Raw genomic sequence first — 25,534 nt, forward strand, 5'->3', positions numbered from 1 at the left:
CAAGGAGGCAGCGTATAGTTAAGGATATGACATTTTTATACAGAAAGTAGTGAGAGAGGATTGAATCAGGATAAGACACCTTACGTTGTAACGGGGAAAAGTTTTACCGCTGTGGCGATTAACTGTGCTGCAAAAGCGGGTGAATGGATCAAAAGTCGACTCGGTCAATATAAATCGTTAGAAGTGAAATCTTCCATGCACGATGTTGTAACGGAAGTGGACAAAGGTGCGGAATTAATGATCCGCAAGCTGATACAAACTCATTTCCCGCATCATAGCATTTTGGGTGAAGAGGGAGCAGGGTGTGGACAGGCGGCTTCGGAAGAAGCACTAAAAGAAGCGCTGCAATCTGAATACCTTTGGATTATTGATCCGCTGGATGGGACGACGAATTATGTGCATGGCTTCCCATTCTTCTCGGTATCGATTGCGTTGGCACATAAAGGTGAAGTAATTGTCGGTATCGTGTATGACCCGATAAGGGACGAGTTGTTCGTCGCAGAGAAAGGAAAAGGCGCTTATGTCCGCGGTCAGCGGATGCAGGTAGCAGATGAAAAGAACTTACATGGCAGTCTTATCGCTTCAGGTTTCCCTACAGACTTCACTCGGGCACTGCCAGTGAATCTGAAAGGCATTCAGGCCCTTGCACCTAAAGTGCGAAATATCCGAACGGCAGGCTCTGCAGCCCTACATATGGCGTATGTGGCAGCGGGTCGTCTAACAGGATTTTGGGAGCTGAACTTGAATGCATGGGATTTGGCCGCAGGAAGCCTTCTTATCTCTGAAGCGGGCGGAAGTATTACAGATACACATGGTCAGCCGTATCATCTTGGAGTGAGAGATGTGCTGGGTTCAAATGGCCATATTCACGCAGATTTCATTCAAGTACTCAAAGATGCGGATGCACAAGGATAATGAAGTGAATAAAGTTCTCAGAGAGCTATTTAACCGATTATCTGATGTAGACAGGTATTATGAATGCGAGCAATGAGCAATGCTTTGAACAAAGCACAAGCGTACAGCTCTTGCTATTAATAGCCGTATATAAAGAAACAACCTGCATGCAGTTGAACTGCTTGCAGGTTGTTTTTACGTTGTTGGCGGCATGATGACAATGGCCTGAGACCCCATTTGCTCCCAGCCGCGGCGGAAGGCATCTATTTTGATGCGATCGGTGCGTCCGAGTGGATCTAGGACATACATGTATTGTTTATCGTAGCCTGTAACGAGCAAGGAGTGCTCGTAATAAGTAATGCGGACAGGTCCAGTCGGTGTTTGCCATTGATGCCAAGCCTTTTCAGGGACTGCATCATACAATGTGGTGTGAATGACCCATACGGGTGTCCCTTGACCGACCGTATACTTCAAATGCTCAAAAGTCGTACCTGTAATATCCGCTACTCGACCAGGTGCATACTGTTCTGCTAATTCAGCGATTGGCTCATGATACACACCAAGCCCAGGGTTATTAATATTATACATATCGCCTACAAATCCATCATGCGGATTGCCGAAGTAGATTGTATTTCCAACCTTCTTGTAAGGGGTTGGTTCTTTTTTTATCTGTTTGGCAAGTGTCATCTTATCTACCTGAATGTCATTTGCATATAACAGCATGGCGAGCGCAGTTACCTCACAACCGCGAGGTAGTTCAGGCAGCTGCATAATAGCCTTGGCTTTCTTATGTCGTGCCGTTATAGGAGGTGGCTTAGCAGGATCCCATAACACTTGATTGCTGCCACGATAAGTCACCTTGCGACCAGCATTTTTTCTTGCATAGGCGACAGCCTCATTCCACGTCTTAAATAATGCCTGACTATGATTCGATGCTTCCACTGTGAAAGAACCAAATGCTTCATAAGCAATATAGGAAGAGAGTTCTTCACGCCAAGCGGTCATCCGGTCAGAGTCTGGCGCATCTTTAGTGCGGGTTAACAGCACAACACCATCTTCAACATGAAGGTTGCGTCCAAATGCTTCACTCGCGGCTCGGAGTGGTACATAGGTGATTCCATCTCTTACGACAGGTTTGGTTTGGAGCGTGAGTGACTTGCCTTCTACTTTAGCCTGGGCTTTATTTAATGCGTATTGAATGCTTCCTTCTTCTGAAGTGAGCGTGATATTTCCTTGTTTATTGTCGTAAGTGAGCTCGGCATCGAAGTTGTCCGCTAAGAAGCGAGCAGGAATGAGTGTTTCGCCGCTATATTGATAGGGAGCAGCATTTTTCGTTTTCGAATCGATTGGTACTAAATAAGGCCCTACAATTGCAGTGTTGCTATACAACATGAGCACAATATCATCGGTAGGCATCTCGAATGAGAAGCGTCCTTCATTGATCTTGGACGATACCAGACGTTGTAATGGAAACACGCACAAGGTGATAATAATACAGAACAGCAGCCAGCGATTCGTCTGGCGAACAAGGCGTGACACCATTGCATCCTCCTACTAGTTACGTGGACATAGTTATACTTATTTATCGGATAGGAGGGGGAGAAATGTTAGTTCAAAAGTTGATTTGAATAATAGAAAAAGCCCTTTTGCGAGGGCTTTAGAAACAAAGTAGATAATATTACATTTTATAATAATTAGTCGTAGTCGGTACGACCCTTAACTAGATACTGCTTCGTTTGAGGCGAAAGCATATCTTCTAGTAGGATAGTCTAATTATTAAATTATGAATTTTATAGTGAGTACTTGTACGAGTACTTCTATGTTATCGATTTATTTAGATTGCTTCAGCATTTCATAAACTTGTTCCACATCTTTATCTCCGCGTCCAGAAATGTTAATGATAACAACCTCATCTTGCTTCATTTGTGGGGCCAGTTTTATGGCGTGTGCGACAGCATGTGAACTTTCCAGCGCAGGGATAATGCCTTCTGTCTTAGAGAGTCGCATAAAAGCTTCGAGCACTTCTTCATTGGAAACCGTGACATATTCTGCGCGGCCTGATTGTTTCAAATAACTATGTTCCGGCCCTATTCCTGGATAATCAAGTCCAGCTGCAATCGAGTAAGTAGGAGCTGGTTCACCGTTCTCATCTAGCAGCACGAGACATTTGAAACCATGAAGAACAGCAGGTACCCCTTGTGTTAACGCTGGCGCTTGGTCAGGTTCTACTCCAATAACTCGAACGCTAGGCTCGTCCAAATAATGTGCAAATGCGCCAATCGCGTTGCTGCCGCCGCCTACGCAAGCAATAATGGCATCAGGGAGCCTTCCCTCGGCCTGCAAAATTTGCTCTTTTGATTCCTTGCTAATGATCGCTTGAAAATGACGAACAATCGTAGGGAATGGATGAGGTCCAACGGCAGATCCGAGCAAATAAAATGTCGTTTCATAATTTATAACTAAGTCATTAAGAGCCTCATCGACAGCATCTTTAAGTCGGCCTTGTCCTTTACCTACAGATACGACGGTAGCGCCCAACATCTCCATACGGAACACATTAAGTGCTTGACGACGAATATCTTCAGCTCCCATATAAATGACGCAATCCATTCCGAACATCGCACAAACGGTAGCCGTGGCAACACCATGTTGGCCTGCCCCTGTTTCAGCTATTACGCGCTTAGCTCCCATTCGTTTAGCAAGAAGAATTTGACCTAGAACATTGTTGATTTTGTGAGAGCCAGTGTGATTCAAATCTTCACGCTTCAAATAAATACGAGCGCCGCCTAACTGTTCTGTTAAATGCTTCGCGTAGGTAAGAGGACTTGGTCGCCCGACATACTCACGTAAATAGTATTCGAATTCAGCTATAAATTCAGCGTCATCCTTGTAAGTCTCGAATGCTTCTGCTAAACGATCCAGCACCCCTTGTAATGCTGGCGGAACGTAACTTCCCCCGAATGAACCAAACATGCCTGAAGTAGATGTTGTGATAGTCATGGTTTGTCCCCCTGTTCGAGTAAATGGAATGGAAAAAGGTTGAAATACATTTATTTTAGCGGACACTGCAATGGAAAGTCTATCCTTTTTAATTGTGGTAGAGAAGACTTCGTTTCATCTTTATTTAGTGCTGCATACACATGATTTGCCCAATAAAGGGCTTATGTTTAATATTGGATTACAAAGCTATAAATGATATAATCAATATGTGTTGGAAGCGCTATCGTAAGACGATACTTTCCTAGCGACAGCGCTTCGTGTAGAGGAGAGAGCAGTACGAAGGAGCGGAGATACGAACATGACAGTACTGGGAGCTATTGAAGGCGGCGGCACGAAGTTCGTCGTCGGAATTGGAACATCGGATGGAACCATTATTGAAACGGAATCATTCCCGACAACAACTCCAGAGGAGACGATGGAGCGTACGGTGCAATTTTTCCTAAACAAAGGTGTGGAAGCGATCGGGTTCGGCTCATTTGGCCCTGTTGAATTGAATCGTGCTAGCGATACGTATGGTCATATTGCGAAGACACCGAAGCCGCATTGGAGCGGGTATGATGTCGTTGGGCATTTGAAGCGTCATTTCCAAGTACCAATTGGATTCGATACCGATGTGAATGCAGCGGCGCTCGGTGAAGCGACATGGGGCGCGGCACAAGGATTGAACAGCTGTTTGTATATTACAATTGGTACCGGCATCGGTGCAGGTGCTGTTGTAGAAGGGAAGCTCGTGCATGGACTGACTCATCCTGAGATGGGGCATATTGTAGTGCCGCGTCATGTAGATGATACGTATGCGGGCAAATGTCCTTACCATGGAGACTGCTTGGAAGGTATGGCAGCAGGACCCGCGATTGAAGAACGTTGGGGCGTAAAAGCTTATGAGTTGGGTGAAGACCATCAGGCGTGGGAGTTCCAAGCTCATTATATTGCACAAGCACTAATGAATTATATTTTGATCCTATCCCCTGAAAAGATTGTGCTCGGCGGCGGCGTATCTAAGCAGCGTCATTTGTTCCCTCGTATTCACGAGAAACTGCGTCAGCTATTGAATGGATATGTACAGCACCCGGCTATTTTGACGGATAGCGCTTCCTATATCGTATCTCCAGGCCTAGAGGATCGTGCAGGAATTACGGGCTCTTTGGCATTGGCAGTGCAAGCATTACGTGAGCAGTGTTAATTGGTTCACTCTAGGTAATAGATTAGTGACATTATTATATTTCTAATATAGCTCAGTAATAAGGGCTGTCCCACATACGTAGAGAATTGTGTTTATAGTTTAGTAGCATAAGCATTGCTTCAACAGAAGCCTCCAAACTTCCATTTATACAGTGGATGTTTGGAGGCTTTCTTTTGTATAGAACAAAAGTTAGCGCTTCATGAATCAGAGTGGAATTAGCTTTAGCAGTTGATGATTGAGATAGTTTCATATAAAATACAACTTGCAAGAAGTGTTAACCTATTTTAAATAAAAGAAGGTTAACAAATGAAAATTATTCTCAGTAACTAAGAGGTGAATGATGGCACTTCTTGAAGGACGTTTTGGCAAAGGGATATTTATATCAGCCACTGGAACAGAAATAGGGAAGACAGTTGTAGCTTCAGGAATTAGTCACTGGATGCATATACATAAGTCAGGTACAACCGCCTTGTGGAAACCGGTGCAAAGCGGAGTGGAGTTAGGGACTGTAGAGGCAGATAGTTACCGTTTGTTAAAAGGTTCTGGGTTAACAAATGTGGAAGAACGTGACCTCGTTACATGGACTTTTGACGAACCGTTGGCACCATGGGCTGCTGCTAAGCGAGAGGGTTTGGATATCGACATGGCCGAACTAATTGCAGAAGGAGAACGAAGACTGCGAGCAGTCGATAGGCTTGTTGTCGAAGGTGCAGGTGGTGTGGCTGTTCCTTTTCATGCTCGGCATACGATGGCGGATTTATCTGCTGCATTGCAATTGCCCATGTTAATCGTAGCTGCTCCGCTGTTGGGCACTGTAAGCCATACAGTAACAGCAGTGCAATACGCCCGTTCAAAAGGTGTAAAGGATGTTGCGGTTTTGTTTAGTGCCGCAGGGATAACACCAACTACCTATTTAAACAACAATGCTTATGAACAGCAGTTGCATGAAAATGCCGAGATGATTGAATCGTTAGCTGAAGTCTCGGTATTAGGCGCTGTGCCATATCTTCCGCATCCTAATAGGATGGATGAAGAAATGTGGAGCAACTGGCGCAAGGCATGGCTGCGTGAAACGGCACATATAACAGCTTTGTATGATTGGCTGAACGTTCGATTGTAAATGAACAATTCGATACATAGGTGAGAGGATGGGGAAGAAGATGTCTATGATGATGGTGGAGCAAGATTGGTTGGGGTTAGCACGTAAAGCAATTGCTGGGGAGCCCATTACAAGAGAAGAGGCGCTGCGTGTTATTCGAGCGGACGATGATGAAGTTTTGGCTATTATGGATGCTGCATTCCGCGTAAGAAAGCATTTTTACGGTAAAAAGGTAAAGCTCAATCTCATTATTAACGCGAAAAGTGGATTATGCCCAGAAGACTGCGGTTATTGCTCACAATCTCGTGTTGCGGACACGCCCGTCACAAAATACCCATTGCTTGAGAAAAATGTGCTCGTTGATGGTGCACGTAAAGCGATGGAAATGCAAGTAGGTACGTATTGTATTGTTGCGAGTGGACGCGGACCGACAAATCGTGAGCTGAATCAAGTGATTGAAGCGGTAGAAGAAATTAAGTCGACTATGCCGATGAAAATATGCGCGTGTCTCGGTATTTTATCTGAAGAGCAAGCTAAACGTCTAAAAAAGGCTGGTGTGGATCGTTACAATCATAATTTGAACACAAGTGCTGACCATTACTCTCATATAACATCTACCCATACTTATGAAGATAGAATTGAAACGGTTGAGACAGCGAAGTATGCTGGTATGTCACCTTGTTCTGGCGTCATTATCGGCATGGGAGAATCGGATGAGCAGCTAGTAGATGTTGCTTTTGCGCTTCGTGACATTGATGCGGACTCTATTCCTGTGAACTTTTTGAATGCGATTCCCGGAACGCCTTTGGAGAAGCTGTCTAATTTGGATCCTCGACGCTGCTTGAAGGCATTAGCATTGTTCCGATTTGTATGTCCGACGAAGGAGATCCGGGCTTCTGGCGGTCGAGAAGTTAATTTACGATCGCTGCAAGTATTAGCGCTATATGCGGCTAACTCGGTGTTTGTAGGCGATTATTTAACGACAGAGGGACAAGAGGCTTCTGCTGATCATGCGATGATTGAAGATATTGGTTTCGAGATTGAAAGATGCGCATTGTAAGGTATGCATGAAGACAGAGCGCTGCTGTAAGCGAGTAGAGACAGAGGTGCGGGGAGGTACTTCACCAAACAATGAATTCAAATAAGTACGATTGGATGCATCAAGAGCTGGGGCAATTGCAAGCAGGAGACCGTTTGAGAAATATGACGGAGAGCCATTGGTTGGACGATGGCTTTATGGAACGAGATGGTGTTCGTATGCTGAATCTTGCATCCAATCATTATTTGGGATTGAATCCGTGGTTGGATGACAGTGGCTGGGAGCAAGTGAAGGCATGGTGCCAGCAGTATGGGGAGACAGGTGTGCGTATTGGTTCGGGAGCTTCGAGACTTATATCTGGTCATGATGGTGTGCACGCTCAGCTAGAGCGGGAGATAGCAAAGTTCAAAGGACGGCAGGCCGCGCTCGTGTTCACGAGCGGATATATGGCCAACGTTGGTGTCATTGCCGCGCTAGTAGGACGGAATGATGCTGTTTTCAGTGATAGATTGAATCATGCCAGCATTGTAGATGGTGCGTTGTTAAGCCGGGCTCATATGTATCGATATCCGCATCTTGATATGAATAGGCTGGAGTATCAGCTGCAGCAATGGAATAAGACACTAGAGGGAAAGCGCAATCATGCTTTAATTGTAAGTGATGCTGTTTTTAGTATGGATGGCACAGTTGCGCCATTACATAATCTAGTGTTGCTGAAGGAGCGCTACAATGCGCTCCTTCTTATTGATGAGGCACATAGCGGTGGCGTATATGGTGCCGAGGGGCGCGGTTTATGCCATGAGTTAGGTCTGCATGGACGTGTCGATATTGTGATGGGCACGTTCGGAAAAGCATTTGGAGCAGTAGGGGCATACATTGCTGCCGATGACATTGTAATTCGCTATATGATTAATCGTGCTCGTACGTTGATATACAATACAGGATTGCCTCCGTTGATGGCAGCCCTCATTTTAATGCGCTTGGAACAGGTGAAGAGAGCAGACGAATCACGAACAACACTTATGAGAAATGCTTCAATAATACGTGATGGGTTGGAAAAATCGGGGCTGAATACAGGTGAGGGAAGCAGCCATATCGTTCCGCTCATACTCGGGACAGATGAGAGGGCAATGACGATTAGCCGCAAGCTTGCGCAATTAGGCATAGCTGGTATTGGGATTAGACCACCAACGGTTCCAGAAGGTACGGCTCGAATCCGATTCACGCCAATGGCATCTCAATCGGAAGATGAGCTGCGAAAAGCGGTTTCCATCATTGTGAAGGCGGTAGGAGAAGCTTGACGGAGAAGGGGCGTCGGAGTTAATGAGTAGAAGCCAACTGAGCGTTAGTGACAGTTATATATGGATTCACGGCTGGGGAGCCAGCGAACAGCTGTGGCACCAAGCTGCTCATGCGCTTCCTGATGCGGATCATCATTATGTTAATTTTATGGACTGTGGTTCATCGGATGAGATGGTAGCTGCGATCGTGGAAAGAATGGGTGTGGTTGCTGCAAGCTCGCAGCGATGCCACCTCGTCGGCTGGTCCATGGGCGGCATGCTGGCGATTGAAGCGGCTGCCATTTGGTTGCACGGAGCGGGCGGTGACGCGCGAAGCGTGGGAGATGTGAAGTTGTGTGGAGTGGCAAGCAATGTGCGGGCTGGCGGAGGCTTGGAGCAGCGGGAAGCGGGCAGTGATAGGCGAAGCGAGGATGATGTGAAGCTCCGAGAAGCTGTAAGCAACGCGATGAGCCGAGAAGATATGAGGCTTCGTCAGCCTAACGAAGGGCTGCTCGCGAGCCTTGTGCTGGTGGGCTCGACGCTGCGCTTCGTCGCGCCCACCAGCACGGAGGGGTGGCCGCCGCGCGTATTGCAGCGCATGCGGCAGCGGCTGGCCGCCGCGCCAGAGCAAACGCTCCACGAATTCGCGGTGCGCTTGCTAGCTCCGGCGGAGCGGCAGCAGCATGAGCCGTTGGAAGCGAAGCTCATTGAGCGCTTCCAACGGCCTGGCTTTACGCCCGCGGGATTGGACGCGGGCTTAGCCTACTTAGCATCCGCTAACTTGGCGGATGCGTGGGCGCAGCTATGCGCTGCGCAGCTCCCCGTGCTATGGCTTCACGGGGAGCAAGACCCGCTAGTGCCTATAGGCGCGCAAGCAGAAGCGCGCCGCCTAGCGGGTCCAGACGCCCGGTCCGTCGAATATCGACGACTGACCGGACAAGGGCATGTCCCATTCTTGACCCATCCAAGCGAATGGGCAGAGGAGGTGAGCCGTTGGCATGAACAATTTCAACTCAAATAACATAATGGAACGGCGATCCATACCACCCGAGATGAATAAAGTACTCGTCGGGCAACGATTCGATCGCCGTGCACATGAGTATGACCGCTATGCTGACGTTCAAACAAAAATGATTCAAACATTGCTGGATTGGCAGCCTGTGCAGCAGCATATGCAAGTGCTTAAAGAACAGAATGGCAATCATAATTTACGCATGCATGAGCCATCAAAGCTGCTCGACATCGGCTGTGGGACGGGAGCATTAACGCAAGCTGTGATTTCAGCTTTACCCTCAACATCAATCGAACTATCAATGTTAGATTTGTCACCACGGATGCTGCAAGAAGCACAACGCAAGCTGATGCTTGCAGGATATGACGTTGAGCAAATACAGCTTATTGCAGCGGACGCTGAGAAGTGGGCTGCTGTTGACAAAGTGATGGACAATGATAACGATAGCGGTACACGCACTATCACCCAAAGCCAAGACAGTTATGACCTCATCTTATCGAGTGCTGCGTTCCAATGGTTCAATCAGCCACAATTCACGCTGCAAGCACTCTATAAACGTCTGCGCACAAAAGGTATGCTGACATTCGCCACTTTTATGCCAGGAACGCTGCAGCAATTGCATGAAGCTTGTGCTTATGCAGACAGTCAGTTGAATTTTGACGTACATCCGCGTGGACAGGCATATGTGAATGCGGTGGACTGGCAAACATGGATGGGGAAATGTACATCTTCTTCAGCTTGGATGGAGCAAGAATGGACACTAACCTACGACAGCTTGGAGGACATGCTTCAACGTGTGCGACGAATTGGAGCGAGTAATGCGCTTCAACAGCGGTCAGCCCCTATTACACGAAAATGGATTCATTATATGAAGGAGTATTACTATGAGCATTATGGGATGGAAAATGGAAGTGTGCATGTAACCTATCGGGCAGGATTCGGGTACATCAGCAGCGAACAGATCTCAAACAAGATAAATGAAAGTAGCTTGAAATAAGCATACATAGCTGTATACGTTTCAATCGTTTCGCTGCAAGGTAAATTACTTCCGTATGCATATCCATCCATTAGAATAGACGTTGCCAAGCTGTATGAATTACTTGTTTGCAGTGCATCTTATAAGAGCGGCTATCGCTAGTGAGCAGCCGATTTTCAGCATATCTTTGGAAAATATGTTGCAGTGCCCTGCTTGCTTGCATCCGCTGATTCAAAATGTTAAAATGACTTATATAGTTTTTAAGTGGAATGCAATAGCGTGTTACTAGTACGACTAGGCATGAGCTAAGCAGCTGTTCATTAGGGTGAACTGCAGCTTCAGCTCGTGCCTTTTTTGACATTCAATGGTATATTTTCCAGCTTGATATGAATAAAAAGCCGTCTTAGACGGATCCATACAGTCAATACGCTGACAGCTAGATAACTTGAAGGAGGAATTTTCATGTTTGGTCTTTTTGGTAAGAAAAAAAAGCAAGTTTCAATCGCAGCTCCGATTACAGGTAAGGCAGTAGCATTGGATCAAGTTCCTGATGCAGCATTTTCACAAAAAATTATCGGTGACGGTATCGCAATCGAGCCGACTGAGGGCGTTTTCGTAGCTCCATTCGACGGAACAATCGTTCATTTGATCGATTCTCACCATTCTTTGGTTATGGCAAGTGACGAAGGTGTTGAACTTCTTGTTCATATCGGTATCAACACAGTATCCTTGCAAGGTAAGCCATTCACACCGCACGTGAAGTCTGGCGACAAAGTGAAAAAAGGCGATACGCTTATCGAATTTGACATCGCTCAAATTAAAGAAGCAGGTCTTCCAACAATTACACCGGTTATCATTGCGAATGGTGACATTGTAGCTGAATTGAAAGCACATGAAGGTAATGTAACAGCAGCTTCCAGCCCAGTTATTGAAATTACATTAAAATAGATATATTTATATTTTCGAATACAACGAATAAAGGAGCTATTTCATCATGGAAAAACAATTCACAGTTAAAAACCCACAAGGTATTCACGCACGTCCAGCAGGTGCAATCATGAAAAAAGCAAGCGAGTTCGCAGCAACTCAAATTTCTCTTGAGCTTAACGGCCGTAAAATCAGCGCGAAAAGCATCACAGGCGTATTGACGCTTGGAATGAAAGCTGGAGATGCAGTTACAGTAAGCGCAGAAGGCGATCAAGCAGAGCAAGCGGTTGAAGCAGTAGGCGCAGTTATCGAATCCGTACTTGACTAATTTTGTACATTATCGAAGCAACGTCTAGGCAATCGTAAAGGAGTGGAGAATCCTTCATGCTACTTAAAGGAATCGCAGCAGCATCTGGTTATGCAATCGGACCGGCGTTTATTATGGAAGAGCATCATACTGAAATTGAGCGTCGTGAACTGCCTGCTGGTGAAGTAGAAGCAGAAGCAGCCCGCCTGCAAGCGGCGGTACAGCAAGCGATGGCAGAGCTGGAACAGATCAAAGAAAAAACAGCAGCCAAGCTTGGTGAACACGAGGCAGAAATTTTTGCAACACATATCCTCGTTCTTCAGGACGAAGAGTTTATCGGTCAAGCGGTACAAAAAGTGCGTGACGAGTCTGTTAATGCAGAATTTGCAATGTCAGAAGTAACGCAAATGCTTGTTGATATTTTCTCCAGTATGGACAGTGAGTACATGCGTGAGCGTGCAGCGGACTTCCGTGATGTGAGCAAGCGTGTATTGACTGCTTTATCTGGCCAATCAGGCACATCTCTAAATGATTTCGAGGAAGCAGTCGTATTGTTCGCACATGATTTGACTCCTTCGGATACAGCTCAGCTTGATCGCAGCAAGGTAGCTGGATTTGCAACGAACATCGGAGGCCGTACATCGCACTCTGCAATTATGGCACGTTCTATGGAGATCCCAGCTGTCGTTGGTACGCAAAATGGTTCTGAAGCTGTAAAGACGGGTGATATCGTCATTTTGGACGGTTCAAGCGGCATTATTTTGGTTAATCCAGATGAAGATACAATCAAGACTTACCAAGAGAAGCAAGCGAAGTATATGAAGCGTCAAGAAGCGATGAAGCTTTATAAAGACAAACCATCGATTACAGCCGATGGTCATGAGGTTGAATTGGTTTCTAACATCGGTAACCCGCAGGATGCACTCGGCGCTCGCAACAACGGAGCTGAAGGTGTAGGTTTGTACCGTACAGAGTTCCTTTACATGGGACGTGACAACTTCCCGTCTGAAGAAGAACAATTCAACTCTTATGTTGCAGTGTGCGAAACATTGGGCGCTGAGAAGCCGGTTGTTATTCGTACACTCGACATCGGTGGCGACAAAGAGCTTCCATACTTGGAGCTTCCAAAGGAAATGAACCCATTCTTGGGCTACCGTGCAATTCGTCTTTGCTTGGATCGTAAAGATCTGTTTAAGACGCAGCTTCGTGCTATTTTGCGTGCAAGCGCTCATGGCAACGTCAAGTTGATGTATCCAATGATTTCTTCCATTGTAGAACTTCGTGCAGCTAACGAGTTGTTGGCTGAAACAAAGGCGGAATTGGATGCAGAGGGCATTGCATATAATAAAGAAATGGAAGTTGGTATGATGATCGAAGTTCCAGCGGCAGCGATTATCGCTGACCAGTTGGCAAAAGAAGTAGACTTCTTCTCGATCGGAACAAACGACTTGGTGCAGTATACGATGGCGGCTGACCGCATGAACGAGAACGTATCGCACTTGACACAACCATTCAACCCAGCAGTTATTCGTTTGATCAAGATGGTTATCGATGCTGCGCACAAAGAAGGCAAATGGGCCGGCATGTGCGGCGAGATGGCTGGTAACTTGAAAGCTGTTCCACTCTTGCTCGGTCTTGGCTTAGATGAGTTCAGTATGAGTGCAAGTTCTGTACTTTCTGTTCGCGTATTGTTGAGCCGCTTAAATCGTGAAGAGATGAAGCAATTGGCTGAAGAAGCGTTGAACTTGGAAACAGCAGAAGAAATTCAATATTTGATTGTTGACCGTGTACCTGCGATTCAGGAACTTACGATCTAGACACAACAATGCAGGCTGGGGGAGTGGAAATGTATCCTAGTCTGCATTTTTTTACATTTTTAGTATAATTATGATGTTGTTCTCTAATTTAGTGTAATAGTTGGATAAACGCGATAATATCGCATATCTTGATTGACAATTATCAAGGATTCTTCTAATATAATCATTAGATTGACCGCTGTGATGGCGAAAACGTTTTCAATCCGATGAGAGAGGAGTATACCGTTGTCCGACGAGCGTCGATTTGAAATCATACGCGCATTAAGCAACAATGTCGTGTTGGCGAACGATGTGTTGACGAACAAAGAGACTATTCTCATGGGCAAAGGGGTAGGGTTCGGGGCGAAGCCCAATGGACTACTAGCCGCTTCAGATGGTCGGATCGAGAAGACGTTTACGCTTGAAAGCCAGCAGCATCTATCCCAATATCAAATGTTACTGGATCAGATTGATCCTGATGTCATCACTATTTCTGAGCGCATCATTTCCATGGTGTCGGAGGAATTAACGCCGAATCTCAATGAGCATATTCACTTAGCTCTTCCGAGTCATATTGAGTACGCTTTGTATCGCATTCGTCATGATATTGCGATCGAGAACCCGTTTCTATGGGAATTGCAGACATTGAATCCGAAGGAATTCGAGATTGCCGCACGAGCTGCAGAGCTTATTGCGAAGAGCTTCGGTGTAGAAGTGCCTGAAGATGAGATCGGTTTCTTAACGATTCATATTCAGTCCGCTGCTGCACATGTTCCAGTAGGTAATGTTGTGCAGTATAATCACCTGCTGAAAGACTTAGTTGCGCTTATTGAGCGCAGACGAGGCGGGCCGATTCCGAAGGAAAGTGTTGATTATTTGCGCTTAATTACGCATTTGCGTTTTGCGATTGAGCGTATCAGGCAAGGCGAGCATTCACCGAATCCGTTCCGCGATAAGCTGAAGGATATGGTGCCTCATGAATACTCGGTTGCGAGAGAGGCAGCAGACCTAATGGAGAAGAAGCTCAACAAGCCAGTAACCGATGATGAGACAGCTTACATCGCGATGCATCTGTATCGTTTATTTAATAAAGAATTGGATTAACTTTAATCTTATACCTTAAGCGTGTTACTAGTTCGACTAGGCATGAGCTTGCCATGAGACACATCCTTGATTTTCAAGGATGCGACTCGTCGCAAGTTCATGCCTTTTTGGTTTTTATCATCCTTAGCGGTGATACAGGTAGGGAAGCACGGAATATTGCTCCCGCCTTTTATCCATACTTAATATATCTTTTAAAGGGGGATACCTCTCATGTTAGCCTTTTTGCAAAAAATAGGTCGCGCATTGATGCTTCCTGTGGCAACGCTTCCAGCGGCAGCAATTCTCATGAGGTTAGGTGCAATTGACTACGTTAATGAATTCAAGTTTGGCGAAACAGTCGGCGGATTTTTTAACAGCTATATCGCACCATTCATGGCTGCAGGTGGCGGTACGATCTTCGATCAGCTTCCACTTATCTTCGCGGTTGGTGTAGCGATCGGTCTTGCTGGTGATGCAGTAGCAGCATTGGCAGCAGTTATCGCACATGCGATTCTTATGAAAGTGTTAGCCATTTCTCCGGGCATATGGAGTTTCGTAGATGATTCTGTGAAGCTCGATATGGGTGTACTCGGTGGTATTTTGTCAGGTCTCGTAGCAGCAGGGTTGTATAAGAAATATCACAACATTAAGCTGCCAGATTGGTTAGGATTCTTCGGTGGTAAACGTTTTGTTCCGATGGTAACAGCAGCTGCAATCTTGCTGCTTGGTATTCCATTGGGTATGATCTGGGGTCCCGTTCAAGCACAAATCGATGCGCTTGGTAACTGGATTACAGGTTTGGGTGCAGCAGGTTCCGGTTTGTTCATTACGATTAACCGCTTGCTTATCCCAACAGGTTTGCATCACGTGTGGAACAACATTCCTTGGTTCCAGCTTGGTACTTGGGAAGTTGGCGGCGAGATTTATCGTGGAGACATTCAACGCTTCTTCCATGGCGACCCGACAGCGGGTATGTTTATGACTGGATTCTTCCCGATTATGATGTTCGCGCTTCCAGGTGCGGCTTTGGCGATTATCCATACAGCGAAGCCTGAGAAACGCAAAATGGTTTCTTCTATCTTTATCGGTACGGCATTTGCTTCTTTCCTTACAGGTGTTACAGAGCCGCTTGAATTCGCGTTCATGTTCGTAGCTCCGTTCTTGTATGTGATTCACGCGCTCTTGGCCGGTTTGTCTGGTGTCATTACGTACATGTTGGGCATTAAGCACGGATTCGGCTTCTCTGCCGGATTCATCGACTTCGGATTGAACTATCCGTTGGCAACGAAACCGCTGCTGCTCATTCCAGTAGGTCTAGTGTACTTTGCAGTGTACTACCTCTTGTTCCGCTTCATTATCGTGAAGATGAACTTGAAGACACCTGGACGTGAAGACGATGAAGCTGCTGAAAGCTCTGCTGGTACTACGAATGCAAACTCTCCGTTGTCAGAGAAGGCGCAGAAGGTACTTGGCATGATCGGTGGTAAAGACAACATCGTTTCCAACGAAGCATGTATTACTCGTCTTCGCTTGACGTTGAAAGACGACCAAGTAGTAGATGAAGCTGGCTTGAAAGCTCTAGGTGCAGCAGGCATCATGAAGCTTGGCTCTGGTAACGTACAGATCGTATTCGGTACACAATCTGAGCTTCTGAAGGAAGAGATTAATAAGCTTTAAGAGCTTTAAGTTATGTTTTAATAAATAGAAATAGCGGTGCAGGATTTCTTCCTGCCCGCTATTTTTATTGGAGGTTTTAAAGTGTTATTGTAATTCACTCTAAGTAGTCAGTTGTTTTCATATCAAGGAATTTATATTATTATGGCTGGGTAGAAACTAGTTTGATTCCTGTAAGGTTTAAATCGGTAAATGTTGTCCAAATAGGATCATATACTTTATAGGTTCCGGGGGGGATTGTACTTACGGTGCTGGTGAGAGTTACAACTCCTGTATGAATTCCTGCTAGATCAAAAGTCCAGCCTGTTAGGGCATTATTATAAGTATAGTTGGTTAAAATAGGTCCCCCACTGTCACCTCCCATTGAAGTATATCCCGTTGCCAAAATTTCTGAGCGCTTGTAACCATACCCACTTCCGCCCCAATAAATGTCGACGTTTGAGTATGCAATTTTACCTGTGGTTGTTGTTCCGCTATTTGCGCCTCGTAAATAAATAGTATCGCCTGGTGTATCACTTACATAAACTCCTGTGACCATAGCCATGTTTGATGTTGATGGATAAGGTACTCTTGGACGACCAGCATAATTGGAATTTAACGTAATATATCCGGCATCAGCAACTTTGTTTGAGCCGTCTGCAGCAGATTCAGTTCTAAATGCAAAGTTCCCGATAGTTGTATTATTCCATGTAGGTTGGTACCAGGAAACATTTGTTCTTGCATTGTCTTGACAATGACCAGATGTGACTAAAACCTCTTGGCTATTATAGACTCTGCCAAAGTATCCAGCAGTGCAGACACTATAGTTATATGAATTTTGTCCAGCAGGGACATAATCACCGCCTATTTTAGAGCCCATAGGAAATGGAGTTCCATAATGCGTATTATCTGTTTCAACCGTGAGTGAGGACGCTGGTATAGTAGTATAATCAAGCATTTCTGATTGGGGAATAAGTGATGAAACAGTCTTTTCATATATAAGCTTCTGATTAACAAATGTTTCTTCATCGAATGCAATGACAAGTTTGTTGTTTTTTATATCTGGGATAAGTGCACGAACTGTTCCGGGCTTTACGTTTTTAATAATTGTTTCTTTCGCCTTTTCAATATCAGCCCAAGAAAACTTAGTAACCTCAAATTCGACTTTATCATCGTGTTGTATTGATTGTCGAACTTTTTCTTTTAGGGCCTCCGAATTTTCTGTGATTTGAACGATTACAGTTCCCTTGTCAGCCTCATAATAATGACCTGAAAAAGATTTAGGATCGCTTTCAATTAATTTTTTTATGTTAGGAAAATCCTGTTTGATTCTTTGTTTTTCAATATAACTGTCTAATAATAATTTATTAGTTAATTTATCAGGGGGAGTATTTAGATCTAATGGATAAGGTATTTCATTGATATTACTTTTTTGAGTTATTTCGGCGATTTCTGAAATGCTCCCATTGATTGTTATCCATTTGAATTTGTCTTCATTAATTTCAGCAGCACTAATACTTGAGCCAATTAATAGGGTACTAGCAAGAGTTGCCAGTAAAATCCATTGTTTAGTCTTCATTAACATACGCACCTCTTTCATTTTTTATTTTTTAAGTACACATTAATGAATGGCGAGCTTTTATTCCTCACCTCCTGTCATGCGATTTGAGCTGACGATTTAATGTGTGAAATGAGTAATTGCTTGAATTTTAAAAAAACTAAAGATGATAAATAAGGGATAAATGGGATTTGTATGTATAAATACGACGTCGTGTTTGATTTTCCTTCAATTGTATTTTTTGATTGATTTGATATTGATGTAAATCCTCACATATTTTCGAAACAAATAAGTAAACATGGACGTCTGATGTATAGAGGAGGTAGGTTAAAATTGGAAAAATGTATTATAGCGATTATTTTTTTGTTTTTTTTCAGCACAGATTCTTTAAAGACAGAACAGCCTATAGAAGTAAGTAGAGGAGAAGTCATTGTGATTGAAAAAGCTGAGGAAAAATTGTTTTCGGGAACGATACTGTTGCCACAAAAGGTTGGGATTAACGAACCATTTACAATTAGGGCAGAATTAAAAAAGGAAGTTGAGCAAGAAATTAGTGTAATGGGAAGAGAGAAGCTATTCAGTTTTGAAATTAAAGATATAAATGGTAGGCAGATTAACTCCTATACGATTACAGATGGAGGAAAGATGCGGGTGCTAACGGGGGAGGGTATTGTATCTGAAGATTACAAATATAAAATTAAGGAAGCTGGTATCTACGAAGTTAAGGCAGTTGCCGATTTTACAGTAATAAAGGAAAGTCACAGCGTAAGTTATAAAATTGAGACGAAACCTAAAAAACTGTACGTATCTGCAGATGAATGAGGTCGATTTATATCAACTCGTTTTCGTTCACTCATTATATAGTTATATCGATATGTTCGACTGCTCTCTTTTTTGCAAATATTTTGATTAAGTATTCTCTTCATTTGGACATTCATTCAATTATAAACCGCTCCCCGTAGACAAGCACTTTGTATATTGATTGTCTACGGGGGTCGGTGTTTATACTATTATTTCGCCATGCGGCGGAAGCTCTCATGCGCCGCCTCGATCGTACGATCAATATCCACTTCTGTATGCTCTGTCGTTAGGAACCAAGCTTCGTATTTAGATGGAGCAAGGTAGAATCCTTGATCAAGCATATGACGGAAGAACTGCGCGAACGCTTCCGTGTTTGTGTCCTGAGCCTCTTCATAATTCGTGACCGGATGATCGCAGAAGTGAGTGGAAAACGCACCGCTAATGCGATTAATCGTTAATGGAATACTATAACGTTTCGCACCTTCTTCAATACCAGCTGTCAGGCGAACTGCAAGCTCTTCCATGCGTGGATATACGCCCTCACCCTGCAGCACTTCCAAGCAAGCGATACCTGCTGAAATGGAGGCAGGGTTACCTGCCATCGTTCCTGCCTGATAAGCAGGTCCGAGTGGTGCAACTTGCTCCATAACGTGCTTGCGTCCGCCGTACGCGCCAATCGGCAAGCCACCGCCGATAACTTTGCCCAAGGCCGTCAAGTCAGGCTCGATAGCCGCTTGATTCGGGAAGGCGCTGAACGTTTGCGTGGAGCCGTAGTGGAAGCGGAACGCACTAATCACTTCATCATAGATAACGAGCGAGCCATTGGCGCGTGTCATCTCGCATAGCCCTTCAAGGAAGCCTTCTGCTGGCATAACCATACCGAAGTTACCTACGATTGGTTCAACCATTACAGCGGCGATATCGTCGCCCCAACGCTCTAGAGCAAGCTTTAAGCTGTCCAAGTCATTGAATGGCACCGTAATAACTTCTTTTGCAATGCTTGCCGGAATACCCGCGCTGTCTGGGATGCCAAGTGTGGATGGGCCAGAACCAGCTGCAACGAGTACAAGATCAGAGTGACCGTGGTAACAGCCAGCGAACTTAATGATTTTAGTGCGGTTCGTATAGGCACGAGCTACACGAATTGTGGTCATAACCGCTTCCGTACCTGAGTTAACGAAGCGAACTTTATCCATCGAAGGAATCGCTTCTTTCAGCATGCGAGCAAGCTGAATTTCCAGCTCAGTAGGTGCGCCGTACAGCGTACCATTTTGTGCTGCACGCGTAATCGCTTCGGTTACATGCGGATGGGCATGTCCGGTTATAATAGGGCCGTATGCGGCAAGATAATCCACATATTGATTACCATCTACATCCCAGAAATAAGCTCCTTGAGCGCGCTTCATAAATACAGGCGCTCCGCCGCCTACTGCTTTGAACGAGCGTGAAGGGCTGTTAACACCGCCTACGATATGCTGTAACGCTTCTTCATATAGCTCAGATGAGCGCGGTCTATTTTGGTGAGTCATGTAAATCATCTCCTTGTTTGTCATGGGTGGTATTCATTTGTGAACTGTCGTTCTCTCTGACTACTCGAAATCGTATCGTATGGAATCTCATATGGAATTTCATATGTAATCCTTGATCGAACCAATCTATTGCGATTTTTCTGGTGATTAATCAATCACAGTACTAGCCGAACCCTCAAGGATTCGTTTCACATAAGTTGGTACGTCATAACCTTGCCGCAGATCAATCACAGAGCTGGAACCAATCTTTCTGTCGTAGATCATATCTTGCCCAGGAACTTGATGCGTGGTTCCCACCTTCATATCAAGTGCTAATGACCCAAGCTTCAGCATATCGCTAACTTCTAAGTTGGTGTCAATGTAAGGTGAAATACTCTCGATAAGTTGAGGTAGGTTCATAATCGACCATACGGACTTCATCTTATTGGCGACGGCTACCATCAAATCTCGTTGTCGCTGCGTTCGGGAAAAGTCAGACATCGCATCATGCCGAAAGCGAACATATTGAAGTGCACTTTTGCCATCAAGCATTTGGAGTCCTTTTTTGAGATTGATGTCATACTCAGGTCCATCTGCTTTGCTGCGATACTTCATATCCTTCTCTACATTGAATTCAATGCCGCCTAGCTCATCAATAAGCGAGATGAAGCCTTGAAAATCGGTATAAATATAGTATTGGATATGTAGACCTGTATAATCACCTATCGCCTTCATCGCTAATTCGGGTCCGCCAAATGCCAGGGCGGCATTTGCACGATCGTTACCATGTCCGGGAATCGGAATGTACACATCCCGCAGCAAGGACATTAGTGTCGCTTGTTTGGTAATCGGGTCAACAGAGGCAATAAGCATCGTATCTGATCGAGGAACCTCGCCAGTTTCTATGCCGCGGGAGTCAGCTCCAAGCAGCAGGATATTAACTCGTTCTGTACCTTCCCATTTTGGAGGCGTATAGATGGGCTGAGCAGGATCTTTCGGTTTAGGCAGCAAGCTGCTGTCAGGCGGTTTATTTAAACCATCCAAGCTGCGATAGAGCGACCATGTGTACAAGCTGGCAGTTGCAAAGATGACAATGAGTACCCCGAGCAGGATCCATTTCCATTTTTGTTTCAACCATGTCATTTCATTTCTTCCTTTCTGCGATCGGAGAAAAAGAGTCTGTTCATGGTGAATTCCGATATTGAGTTGTGTCAGTTGCTTGTTATCATTATAGGTTGAATCTAGAGCCTTATCAATGAATGTGCTCACAGCTGAACCGTCATGTCTTCCCTGACAAGCCCAGTTGCGTTACACTGTTAAAGGTTAAGCAGAAAGGTGGTTGTTTCAACGTATGAATGCAATCGAAGTAGACAAACTGCGCAAGACATTCAAAGTGCAGCGCAATCGTGAAGGCTTGAAGGGTGCGATGCTGGACCTGTTCAAGCGTGAATATAACGAAGTTATGGCTGTAAAGGATATTTCTTTCACCATTCCTCAAGGTGAAATCTGTGGATACATTGGAGAAAATGGTGCTGGCAAGTCAACGACGATTAAAATGCTAACAGGCATCCTCGTACCTACTTCGGGTCATCTGAAGGTAGGCGGTTATGTGCCTTATGCAGAGCGTGAGAAGTTCGTTCAGCATATCGGTGTTGTGTTTGGACAGCGGAGTCAGCTGTGGTGGGATATCGGTGTCATTGAGTCGTTCCGCTTGCTCCGTAAAGTGTACCGAGTAGGGGAACAGGATTTTAAGCGCCGCTTGGATGAATTGGTGGAGCGTCTTGAGCTTCAGGATTTGCTCAATCGTCCTGTACGAAAATTAAGCTTAGGGCAGCGGATGCGCTGTGAGCTAGTTGCTTCCTTGCTTCATCAACCGTCGATTCTGTTTTTAGATGAACCTACAATCGGTCTCGATATCGTCGTGAAGTCAGAAATTCGTGAATTCCTCCTTCAACTTAATAAGGAGCATGGTACGACAATTCTATTGACGACACATGACTTGCAGGATATCGAAGCATTATGTTCACGCGTTGTCATGCTGGATGATGGGAATATTATTTACGATGGAAGCCTTGATCATTTAAAAATGACATGGGGCAAAGGTCGTGAAGTGAAATTCCAATTCGCTGAACAGGTATCTGAGGAGAAGCTTAGTATTCTGACAGCCGGCCTTCCTGTTGTACTGGAAGTACAGTCTGAGTATGAAGCGAGTGTTATCGTGCCACAGGACGCTAATGTTTCTGATGTAATAGCGAGAGTGGCGAGCGGTGTTTCGATCTCCGATTTGAGCATCGAAGAGACGAACACGGATGATATCGTACGCGAAATTTATCGCACAGGCAATGCGGACCAGCCATCCAAGCAAGGAGTATCATAACATGAGAAACAGTGCTTATTTGGACCTCATTCGCATGCGGTTCCTCATGATGCTTGCGTACCGCGTGAATTACTATTCAGGCATATTAATTTATACGCTCAATATCGGGGTTTACTATTTTACATGGCAGGCCATATACGGCTCGCAGGAGACGCTGGCGGGTTTTACCGTTGGACAAATGACGACATATATTGCGGTATCGTGGATGGCACGCGCCTTTTATTTTAACAATCTCGATCAAGAAATATCACGGGAAATACGGGATGGCAGCGTTGCGATTCAGTTTATTCGTCCGTACAACTATCTACTAGTCAAGATGATGCAAGGATTCGGAGAAGGGATTTTCCGATTGCTGCTGTTTATGGGGCCAGGTATGGTCTTAGCTTGTATCTTGTTCCCGGTACAGCTACCAACGGATCCGAAGCTATGGTTCGTATTTGCATGGATGTTATTTATGAGTTTCCTTATTAACTCACAGATCAACATTATTACGGGGCTTACGGCCTTCTTTATTGAAAATAATCAAGGGATGATGCGATTGAAGCGGGTTATCGTCGATTTATTCTCCGGCGTCATCGTGCCGATCTCTTTCTTCCCTGGTTGGCTTATTACTTTAAATGAGTGGCTGCCATTCCAAGCGATCACTTATCTTCCAAGCTCGGTATTTACAGGTCGTATACCAGATGGGGAACTGCTCGGCGTATTAGCGATTCAGCTAATTTGGTTCGCTGTGCTGATCGTGCCTATTATGCTGTTGTGGCGAGCAGCGCGTCAGCGCTTGTTCGTGCAAGGAGGGTAACGAATGTATTATGTAGGGCTTGTATCAGAATATTTGAAAAACTACGCCAAAACCCGACTGACTTATCGGGCGGACTTCTGGATCGAGGTCATCTCAGATTTAATGTTTCAAGTTACGAACTTAATTTTTATCTTCGTCGTGTTTATGCATACACCGACTTTAGCAGGGTGGACACGGGATGAGATGGTGTTCGTATATGGGTACTTTATGATACCGTACGGTATTTTTAGCTGCTTCTTTAATATGTGGGGATTTAGTGAGCGTTATATTGTTAAAGGAGAAATGGACCGTGTGTTGACGCGTCCTGCACATAATCTGTTTCAGATCCTGTTGGAAAATGTCGATCCTCCTTCCATTATCGGTTCTTTTGTTGGAGCCATATTGATGATCAGTGCTGGTTCGCAGATGGGGATTGATTTTGGCATGCTGGACATGGGTCTGCTTCTCATTATGATTATAGGTTCTGTACTTATTTATTTCGGTATTTACACAGCTCTAACGTCCATCTCGTTCTACTCGGATGCACCGACGGGAATTTTGCCGCTCGTGTGGAACATTCAGAACTATGGTCGTTATCCGCTTACGATCTATAACCGATTTATCCAAGTGTTGCTGACGTGGATTCTTCCGTTCGCATTTGTGGGCATTGTGCCGGCATCTCGTTTCTTAGAAGACAAGGGGATGGAGCAAATGGCGTTGCTAACACCTGTCGTCGGCATCATTGCCTTTACGATTGGTTTGACGATGTGGAATGTTGGTGTGAAGCGATATCGCGGGGCCGGATCATAGGTTGGCGATATTTCAGTGGCCATATCCAATTACCATCCGTTATAATAAGATTCCATCACAACGGGTCAGACAGCGAAGAGGCTGCCTGACCCGTTTTTTTATATGTCTATAATCGTGGAGGGATATGGATGAAACATCTTGCAGAGAACATGTACGACTATAATATATGGGCTAATAAAAGAATGTTGAACCATCTGCTGACACTGCCCGAAGGAGTATTACAGCAAGAAATACAAAGTGTATTCAAAACGATACATGAGGTTGTCGTTCATATTTGTGTTGTTGATAAGGTTTGGTCGGAATTTTTAACAGGACAATTAATCTCTAGTGTCAGAGAGAAGCTTGAAATATTGAATAATGAACTATCACAGCTTACGCTTGAAGAGCTGCAGCTTCACTATGAGCAGTTGGCGGTGCAGTATCGCAATCATGTGGAGGCACTAAATGACTTGGATGAATCCCGTGAGTATGCTCACCCTGCATTGCCAACCTTGAAAGCTTCTTATGCCGAATTGATTATGCATGTAGTCAATCATGCAACGTATCACCGTGGGAATATAACAGCGATGCTTCGGCAGTTAGGGTATAAAGGTATTTCGACTGACTATGTGCACTATCTTGTTGAAAATAAATAATAAATCGTTTATCCGGTATGACGGTTTGTCGCATATGATTCGGCATGATAAGCTAAGGTTATATGATGGTAAAGAGATAAGAGGTGTATCACAATGACAGAACAAGCTCAATTGGGTCAGCTAATAGACTTTACACTTCCGGCATCGAACGGGGAGCAAGTAAGTTTGCAGGACTATCGTGGCAAGAAGGTCGTTATTTATTTTTATCCGAAAGATATGACACCTGGCTGCACGCAGGAATCTTGTGATTTCCGTGATTATCATGGTGACTTCGAGAAGTACAATACAGTTGTGCTTGGTATCAGCCCTGATGATCTAAAATCCCACAACAAATTTATTGCGAAGCATGAATTGCCGTTCTTACTGTTGTCGGATACGGAACAAACGGTAGCAGAACAATTTGGAGTATGGCAGTTGAAAAAAATGTATGGACGCGAGTATTTCGGTATCGTTCGTTCTACTTTCTTAGTGGATGAAGAAGGAAGACTTGTGCGTGAATGGCGCAATGTTAAAGTAAACGGACATACGCAGGATGTGCTGGAAGCGATACAGGCAGCGCAGGTGTAGGCGAGTATTGTTGTATTGAGACTAAATAGCTTGCGAAGTTTGCATGAGTTCATGCGATTTATGGGGAAGGTCGAATATAGGGTCATATATGATCCTGAATTCGGCCTTTTTGCTTTGTATTAGGGTAATCATTGGTCCGCTCCTATTTACATTTAGCTACTGGAATAAAAAGGTTTGTGAAAATAATGATGAAACTATACTTCATTTACATTCATTTTCCGATAATTAATCAGGAGATATAGAAAGAAAAA

Annotated in this window: 23 protein-coding genes; 18 read left to right on the forward strand and 5 right to left on the reverse strand. The window is 44.7% G+C overall.

All coding sequences use genetic code 11. From position 1 onward, the window contains the following. Positions 1 to 60: 60 nt before the first annotated feature. On the forward strand, positions 61 to 915 hold the full coding sequence (locus FPZ44_RS20985) for an inositol monophosphatase family protein (RefSeq protein ID WP_144993575.1): 855 nt from the start codon (positions 61 to 63) through the stop codon (positions 913 to 915). A gap of 174 nt (positions 916 to 1,089) precedes the next feature. Here the strand turns inward: FPZ44_RS20985 and FPZ44_RS20990 are convergent, their stop codons facing one another. Then, positions 1,090 to 2,436: a C39 family peptidase gene (locus FPZ44_RS20990; protein WP_261378453.1), complete on the reverse strand. Its 1,347-nt coding sequence runs from the start codon at positions 2,434 to 2,436 to the stop codon at positions 1,090 to 1,092. Positions 2,437 to 2,724: 288 nt separating this feature from the next. Then, the gene (gene trpB / locus FPZ44_RS20995) at positions 2,725 to 3,894 is read right to left on the reverse strand and encodes a tryptophan synthase subunit beta (RefSeq protein WP_144993577.1); all 1,170 of its coding nucleotides are present in this window, start codon (positions 3,892 to 3,894) and stop codon (positions 2,725 to 2,727) included. Positions 3,895 to 4,192: 298 nt separating this feature from the next. Between trpB and FPZ44_RS21000 the strand changes: the two genes are divergently transcribed. The 11 genes from FPZ44_RS21000 (at position 4,193) to FPZ44_RS21050 (ending at position 16,273) form a co-directional block, all read left to right on the forward strand. Next, positions 4,193 to 5,077 carry an ROK family protein gene (locus FPZ44_RS21000; protein ID WP_144993579.1) on the forward strand — a complete coding sequence of 295 codons (885 nt, stop codon included), beginning with the start codon at positions 4,193 to 4,195 and terminating at the stop codon, positions 5,075 to 5,077. A gap of 337 nt (positions 5,078 to 5,414) precedes the next feature. Next, complete coding sequence (gene bioD / locus FPZ44_RS21005; protein WP_144993581.1) at positions 5,415 to 6,197, forward strand: dethiobiotin synthase; 783 nt, start codon at positions 5,415 to 5,417, stop codon at positions 6,195 to 6,197. A 40-nt stretch (positions 6,198 to 6,237) separates the two neighbouring features. Continuing rightward, positions 6,238 to 7,236, forward strand: coding sequence for a biotin synthase BioB (gene bioB / locus FPZ44_RS21010; RefSeq protein WP_186786170.1), 999 nt, complete (start codon positions 6,238 to 6,240; stop codon positions 7,234 to 7,236). 71 nt (positions 7,237 to 7,307) lie between these two features. Continuing rightward, positions 7,308 to 8,516: an aminotransferase class I/II-fold pyridoxal phosphate-dependent enzyme gene (locus FPZ44_RS21015; RefSeq protein ID WP_144993585.1), complete on the forward strand. Its 1,209-nt coding sequence runs from the start codon at positions 7,308 to 7,310 to the stop codon at positions 8,514 to 8,516. A 22-nt stretch (positions 8,517 to 8,538) separates the two neighbouring features. After that, positions 8,539 to 9,516 (forward strand): alpha/beta fold hydrolase, encoded by a 978-nt coding sequence (locus FPZ44_RS21020; protein WP_144993587.1) that lies wholly within the window; start codon positions 8,539 to 8,541, stop codon positions 9,514 to 9,516. Beyond that, positions 9,494 to 10,504 (forward strand): methyltransferase, encoded by a 1,011-nt coding sequence (locus tag FPZ44_RS21025; protein ID WP_144993589.1) that lies wholly within the window; start codon positions 9,494 to 9,496, stop codon positions 10,502 to 10,504. The genes FPZ44_RS21020 and FPZ44_RS21025 overlap by 23 nt, the downstream gene beginning before the upstream one ends. Positions 10,505 to 10,945: 441 nt before the next feature. Then, positions 10,946 to 11,431 carry a PTS sugar transporter subunit IIA gene (locus tag FPZ44_RS21030; protein ID WP_144993591.1) on the forward strand — a complete coding sequence of 162 codons (486 nt, stop codon included), beginning with the start codon at positions 10,946 to 10,948 and terminating at the stop codon, positions 11,429 to 11,431. Positions 11,432 to 11,477: 46 nt separating this feature from the next. After that, entirely contained in the window at positions 11,478 to 11,738 is a 261-nt protein-coding gene (locus FPZ44_RS21035; protein ID WP_144993594.1) for an HPr family phosphocarrier protein, read from the forward strand. A gap of 56 nt (positions 11,739 to 11,794) precedes the next feature. Beyond that, on the forward strand, positions 11,795 to 13,534 hold the full coding sequence (gene ptsP, locus FPZ44_RS21040; RefSeq protein ID WP_144993596.1) for a phosphoenolpyruvate--protein phosphotransferase: 1,740 nt from the start codon (positions 11,795 to 11,797) through the stop codon (positions 13,532 to 13,534). Between the two features lie 225 nt (positions 13,535 to 13,759). Further along, positions 13,760 to 14,617 (forward strand): PRD domain-containing protein, encoded by an 858-nt coding sequence (locus FPZ44_RS21045; RefSeq protein ID WP_144993598.1) that lies wholly within the window; start codon positions 13,760 to 13,762, stop codon positions 14,615 to 14,617. A 210-nt stretch (positions 14,618 to 14,827) separates the two neighbouring features. Then, the gene (locus FPZ44_RS21050) at positions 14,828 to 16,273 is read left to right on the forward strand and encodes a PTS transporter subunit EIIC (RefSeq protein ID WP_144993600.1); all 1,446 of its coding nucleotides are present in this window, start codon (positions 14,828 to 14,830) and stop codon (positions 16,271 to 16,273) included. A gap of 139 nt (positions 16,274 to 16,412) precedes the next feature. Here the strand turns inward: FPZ44_RS21050 and FPZ44_RS21055 are convergent, their stop codons facing one another. Further along, positions 16,413 to 17,828, reverse strand: a complete 1,416-nt coding sequence (locus FPZ44_RS21055) for a chymotrypsin family serine protease (RefSeq protein WP_144993602.1) — start codon at positions 17,826 to 17,828, stop codon at positions 16,413 to 16,415. A gap of 312 nt (positions 17,829 to 18,140) precedes the next feature. On the opposite strand from FPZ44_RS21055, the gene FPZ44_RS21060 reads away from it, so the two are divergent. Then, positions 18,141 to 18,629: a hypothetical protein gene (locus FPZ44_RS21060; RefSeq protein ID WP_144993604.1), complete on the forward strand. Its 489-nt coding sequence runs from the start codon at positions 18,141 to 18,143 to the stop codon at positions 18,627 to 18,629. A gap of 188 nt (positions 18,630 to 18,817) precedes the next feature. Here the strand turns inward: FPZ44_RS21060 and FPZ44_RS21065 are convergent, their stop codons facing one another. Further along, positions 18,818 to 20,137 carry a glutamate-1-semialdehyde 2,1-aminomutase gene (locus FPZ44_RS21065; protein ID WP_144993606.1) on the reverse strand — a complete coding sequence of 440 codons (1,320 nt, stop codon included), beginning with the start codon at positions 20,135 to 20,137 and terminating at the stop codon, positions 18,818 to 18,820. Between the two features lie 147 nt (positions 20,138 to 20,284). Further along, on the reverse strand, positions 20,285 to 21,259 hold the full coding sequence (locus FPZ44_RS21070) for an LCP family protein (RefSeq protein WP_144993608.1): 975 nt from the start codon (positions 21,257 to 21,259) through the stop codon (positions 20,285 to 20,287). A 208-nt stretch (positions 21,260 to 21,467) separates the two neighbouring features. Between FPZ44_RS21070 and FPZ44_RS21075 the strand changes: the two genes are divergently transcribed. From FPZ44_RS21075 to bcp, 5 genes are all read left to right on the forward strand, one after another. Beyond that, positions 21,468 to 22,493, forward strand: a complete 1,026-nt coding sequence (locus tag FPZ44_RS21075; RefSeq protein ID WP_144993610.1) for an ABC transporter ATP-binding protein — start codon at positions 21,468 to 21,470, stop codon at positions 22,491 to 22,493. Between the two features lies 1 nt (position 22,494). Beyond that, on the forward strand, positions 22,495 to 23,292 hold the full coding sequence (locus FPZ44_RS21080) for an ABC transporter permease (protein ID WP_144993612.1): 798 nt from the start codon (positions 22,495 to 22,497) through the stop codon (positions 23,290 to 23,292). Between the two features lie 3 nt (positions 23,293 to 23,295). Next, positions 23,296 to 24,081, forward strand: coding sequence for an ABC transporter permease (locus tag FPZ44_RS21085; protein WP_144993614.1), 786 nt, complete (start codon positions 23,296 to 23,298; stop codon positions 24,079 to 24,081). 128 nt (positions 24,082 to 24,209) lie between these two features. Beyond that, positions 24,210 to 24,716, forward strand: coding sequence for a DinB family protein (locus FPZ44_RS21090; RefSeq protein ID WP_144993616.1), 507 nt, complete (start codon positions 24,210 to 24,212; stop codon positions 24,714 to 24,716). 93 nt (positions 24,717 to 24,809) lie between these two features. Then, on the forward strand, positions 24,810 to 25,283 hold the full coding sequence (gene bcp, locus FPZ44_RS21095) for a thioredoxin-dependent thiol peroxidase (protein ID WP_144993618.1): 474 nt from the start codon (positions 24,810 to 24,812) through the stop codon (positions 25,281 to 25,283). The last annotated feature ends 251 nt before the right edge of the window (positions 25,284 to 25,534 follow it).

The organism is Paenibacillus agilis (genome assembly GCF_007786455.1).
GTDB classification, from domain to species: domain Bacteria; phylum Bacillota; class Bacilli; order Paenibacillales; family Paenibacillaceae; genus Paenibacillus_B; species Paenibacillus_B agilis.

Excerpts from the sequence above, each read along its gene's own strand:
- bcp (WP_144993618.1), top strand. The coding sequence starts at position 24,810 with ATGACAGAACAAGCTCAATTGGGTCAGCTAATAGACTTTACACTTCCG.
- FPZ44_RS20990 (WP_261378453.1), bottom strand. The coding sequence starts at position 2,436 with ATGGTGTCACGCCTTGTTCGCCAGACGAATCGCTGGCTGCTGTTCTGT.
- FPZ44_RS21000 (WP_144993579.1), top strand. The coding sequence starts at position 4,193 with ATGACAGTACTGGGAGCTATTGAAGGCGGCGGCACGAAGTTCGTCGTC.
- FPZ44_RS21055 (WP_144993602.1), bottom strand. The coding sequence starts at position 17,828 with ATGAAGACTAAACAATGGATTTTACTGGCAACTCTTGCTAGTACCCTA.
- FPZ44_RS21015 (WP_144993585.1), top strand. The coding sequence starts at position 7,308 with ATGAATTCAAATAAGTACGATTGGATGCATCAAGAGCTGGGGCAATTG.
- ptsP (WP_144993596.1), top strand. The coding sequence starts at position 11,795 with ATGCTACTTAAAGGAATCGCAGCAGCATCTGGTTATGCAATCGGACCG.
- FPZ44_RS21090 (WP_144993616.1), top strand. The coding sequence starts at position 24,210 with ATGAAACATCTTGCAGAGAACATGTACGACTATAATATATGGGCTAAT.
- trpB (WP_144993577.1), bottom strand. The coding sequence starts at position 3,894 with ATGACTATCACAACATCTACTTCAGGCATGTTTGGTTCATTCGGGGGA.
- FPZ44_RS21035 (WP_144993594.1), top strand. The coding sequence starts at position 11,478 with ATGGAAAAACAATTCACAGTTAAAAACCCACAAGGTATTCACGCACGT.
- FPZ44_RS21025 (WP_144993589.1), top strand. The coding sequence starts at position 9,494 with ATGAACAATTTCAACTCAAATAACATAATGGAACGGCGATCCATACCA.
- FPZ44_RS21080 (WP_144993612.1), top strand. The coding sequence starts at position 22,495 with ATGAGAAACAGTGCTTATTTGGACCTCATTCGCATGCGGTTCCTCATG.
- FPZ44_RS21085 (WP_144993614.1), top strand. The coding sequence starts at position 23,296 with ATGTATTATGTAGGGCTTGTATCAGAATATTTGAAAAACTACGCCAAA.
- FPZ44_RS21070 (WP_144993608.1), bottom strand. The coding sequence starts at position 21,259 with ATGACATGGTTGAAACAAAAATGGAAATGGATCCTGCTCGGGGTACTC.
- bioB (WP_186786170.1), top strand. The coding sequence starts at position 6,238 with ATGTCTATGATGATGGTGGAGCAAGATTGGTTGGGGTTAGCACGTAAA.
- FPZ44_RS21065 (WP_144993606.1), bottom strand. The coding sequence starts at position 20,137 with ATGACTCACCAAAATAGACCGCGCTCATCTGAGCTATATGAAGAAGCG.
- FPZ44_RS21030 (WP_144993591.1), top strand. The coding sequence starts at position 10,946 with ATGTTTGGTCTTTTTGGTAAGAAAAAAAAGCAAGTTTCAATCGCAGCT.
- FPZ44_RS21020 (WP_144993587.1), top strand. The coding sequence starts at position 8,539 with ATGAGTAGAAGCCAACTGAGCGTTAGTGACAGTTATATATGGATTCAC.
- FPZ44_RS21075 (WP_144993610.1), top strand. The coding sequence starts at position 21,468 with ATGAATGCAATCGAAGTAGACAAACTGCGCAAGACATTCAAAGTGCAG.
- FPZ44_RS21050 (WP_144993600.1), top strand. The coding sequence starts at position 14,828 with ATGTTAGCCTTTTTGCAAAAAATAGGTCGCGCATTGATGCTTCCTGTG.
- bioD (WP_144993581.1), top strand. The coding sequence starts at position 5,415 with ATGATGGCACTTCTTGAAGGACGTTTTGGCAAAGGGATATTTATATCA.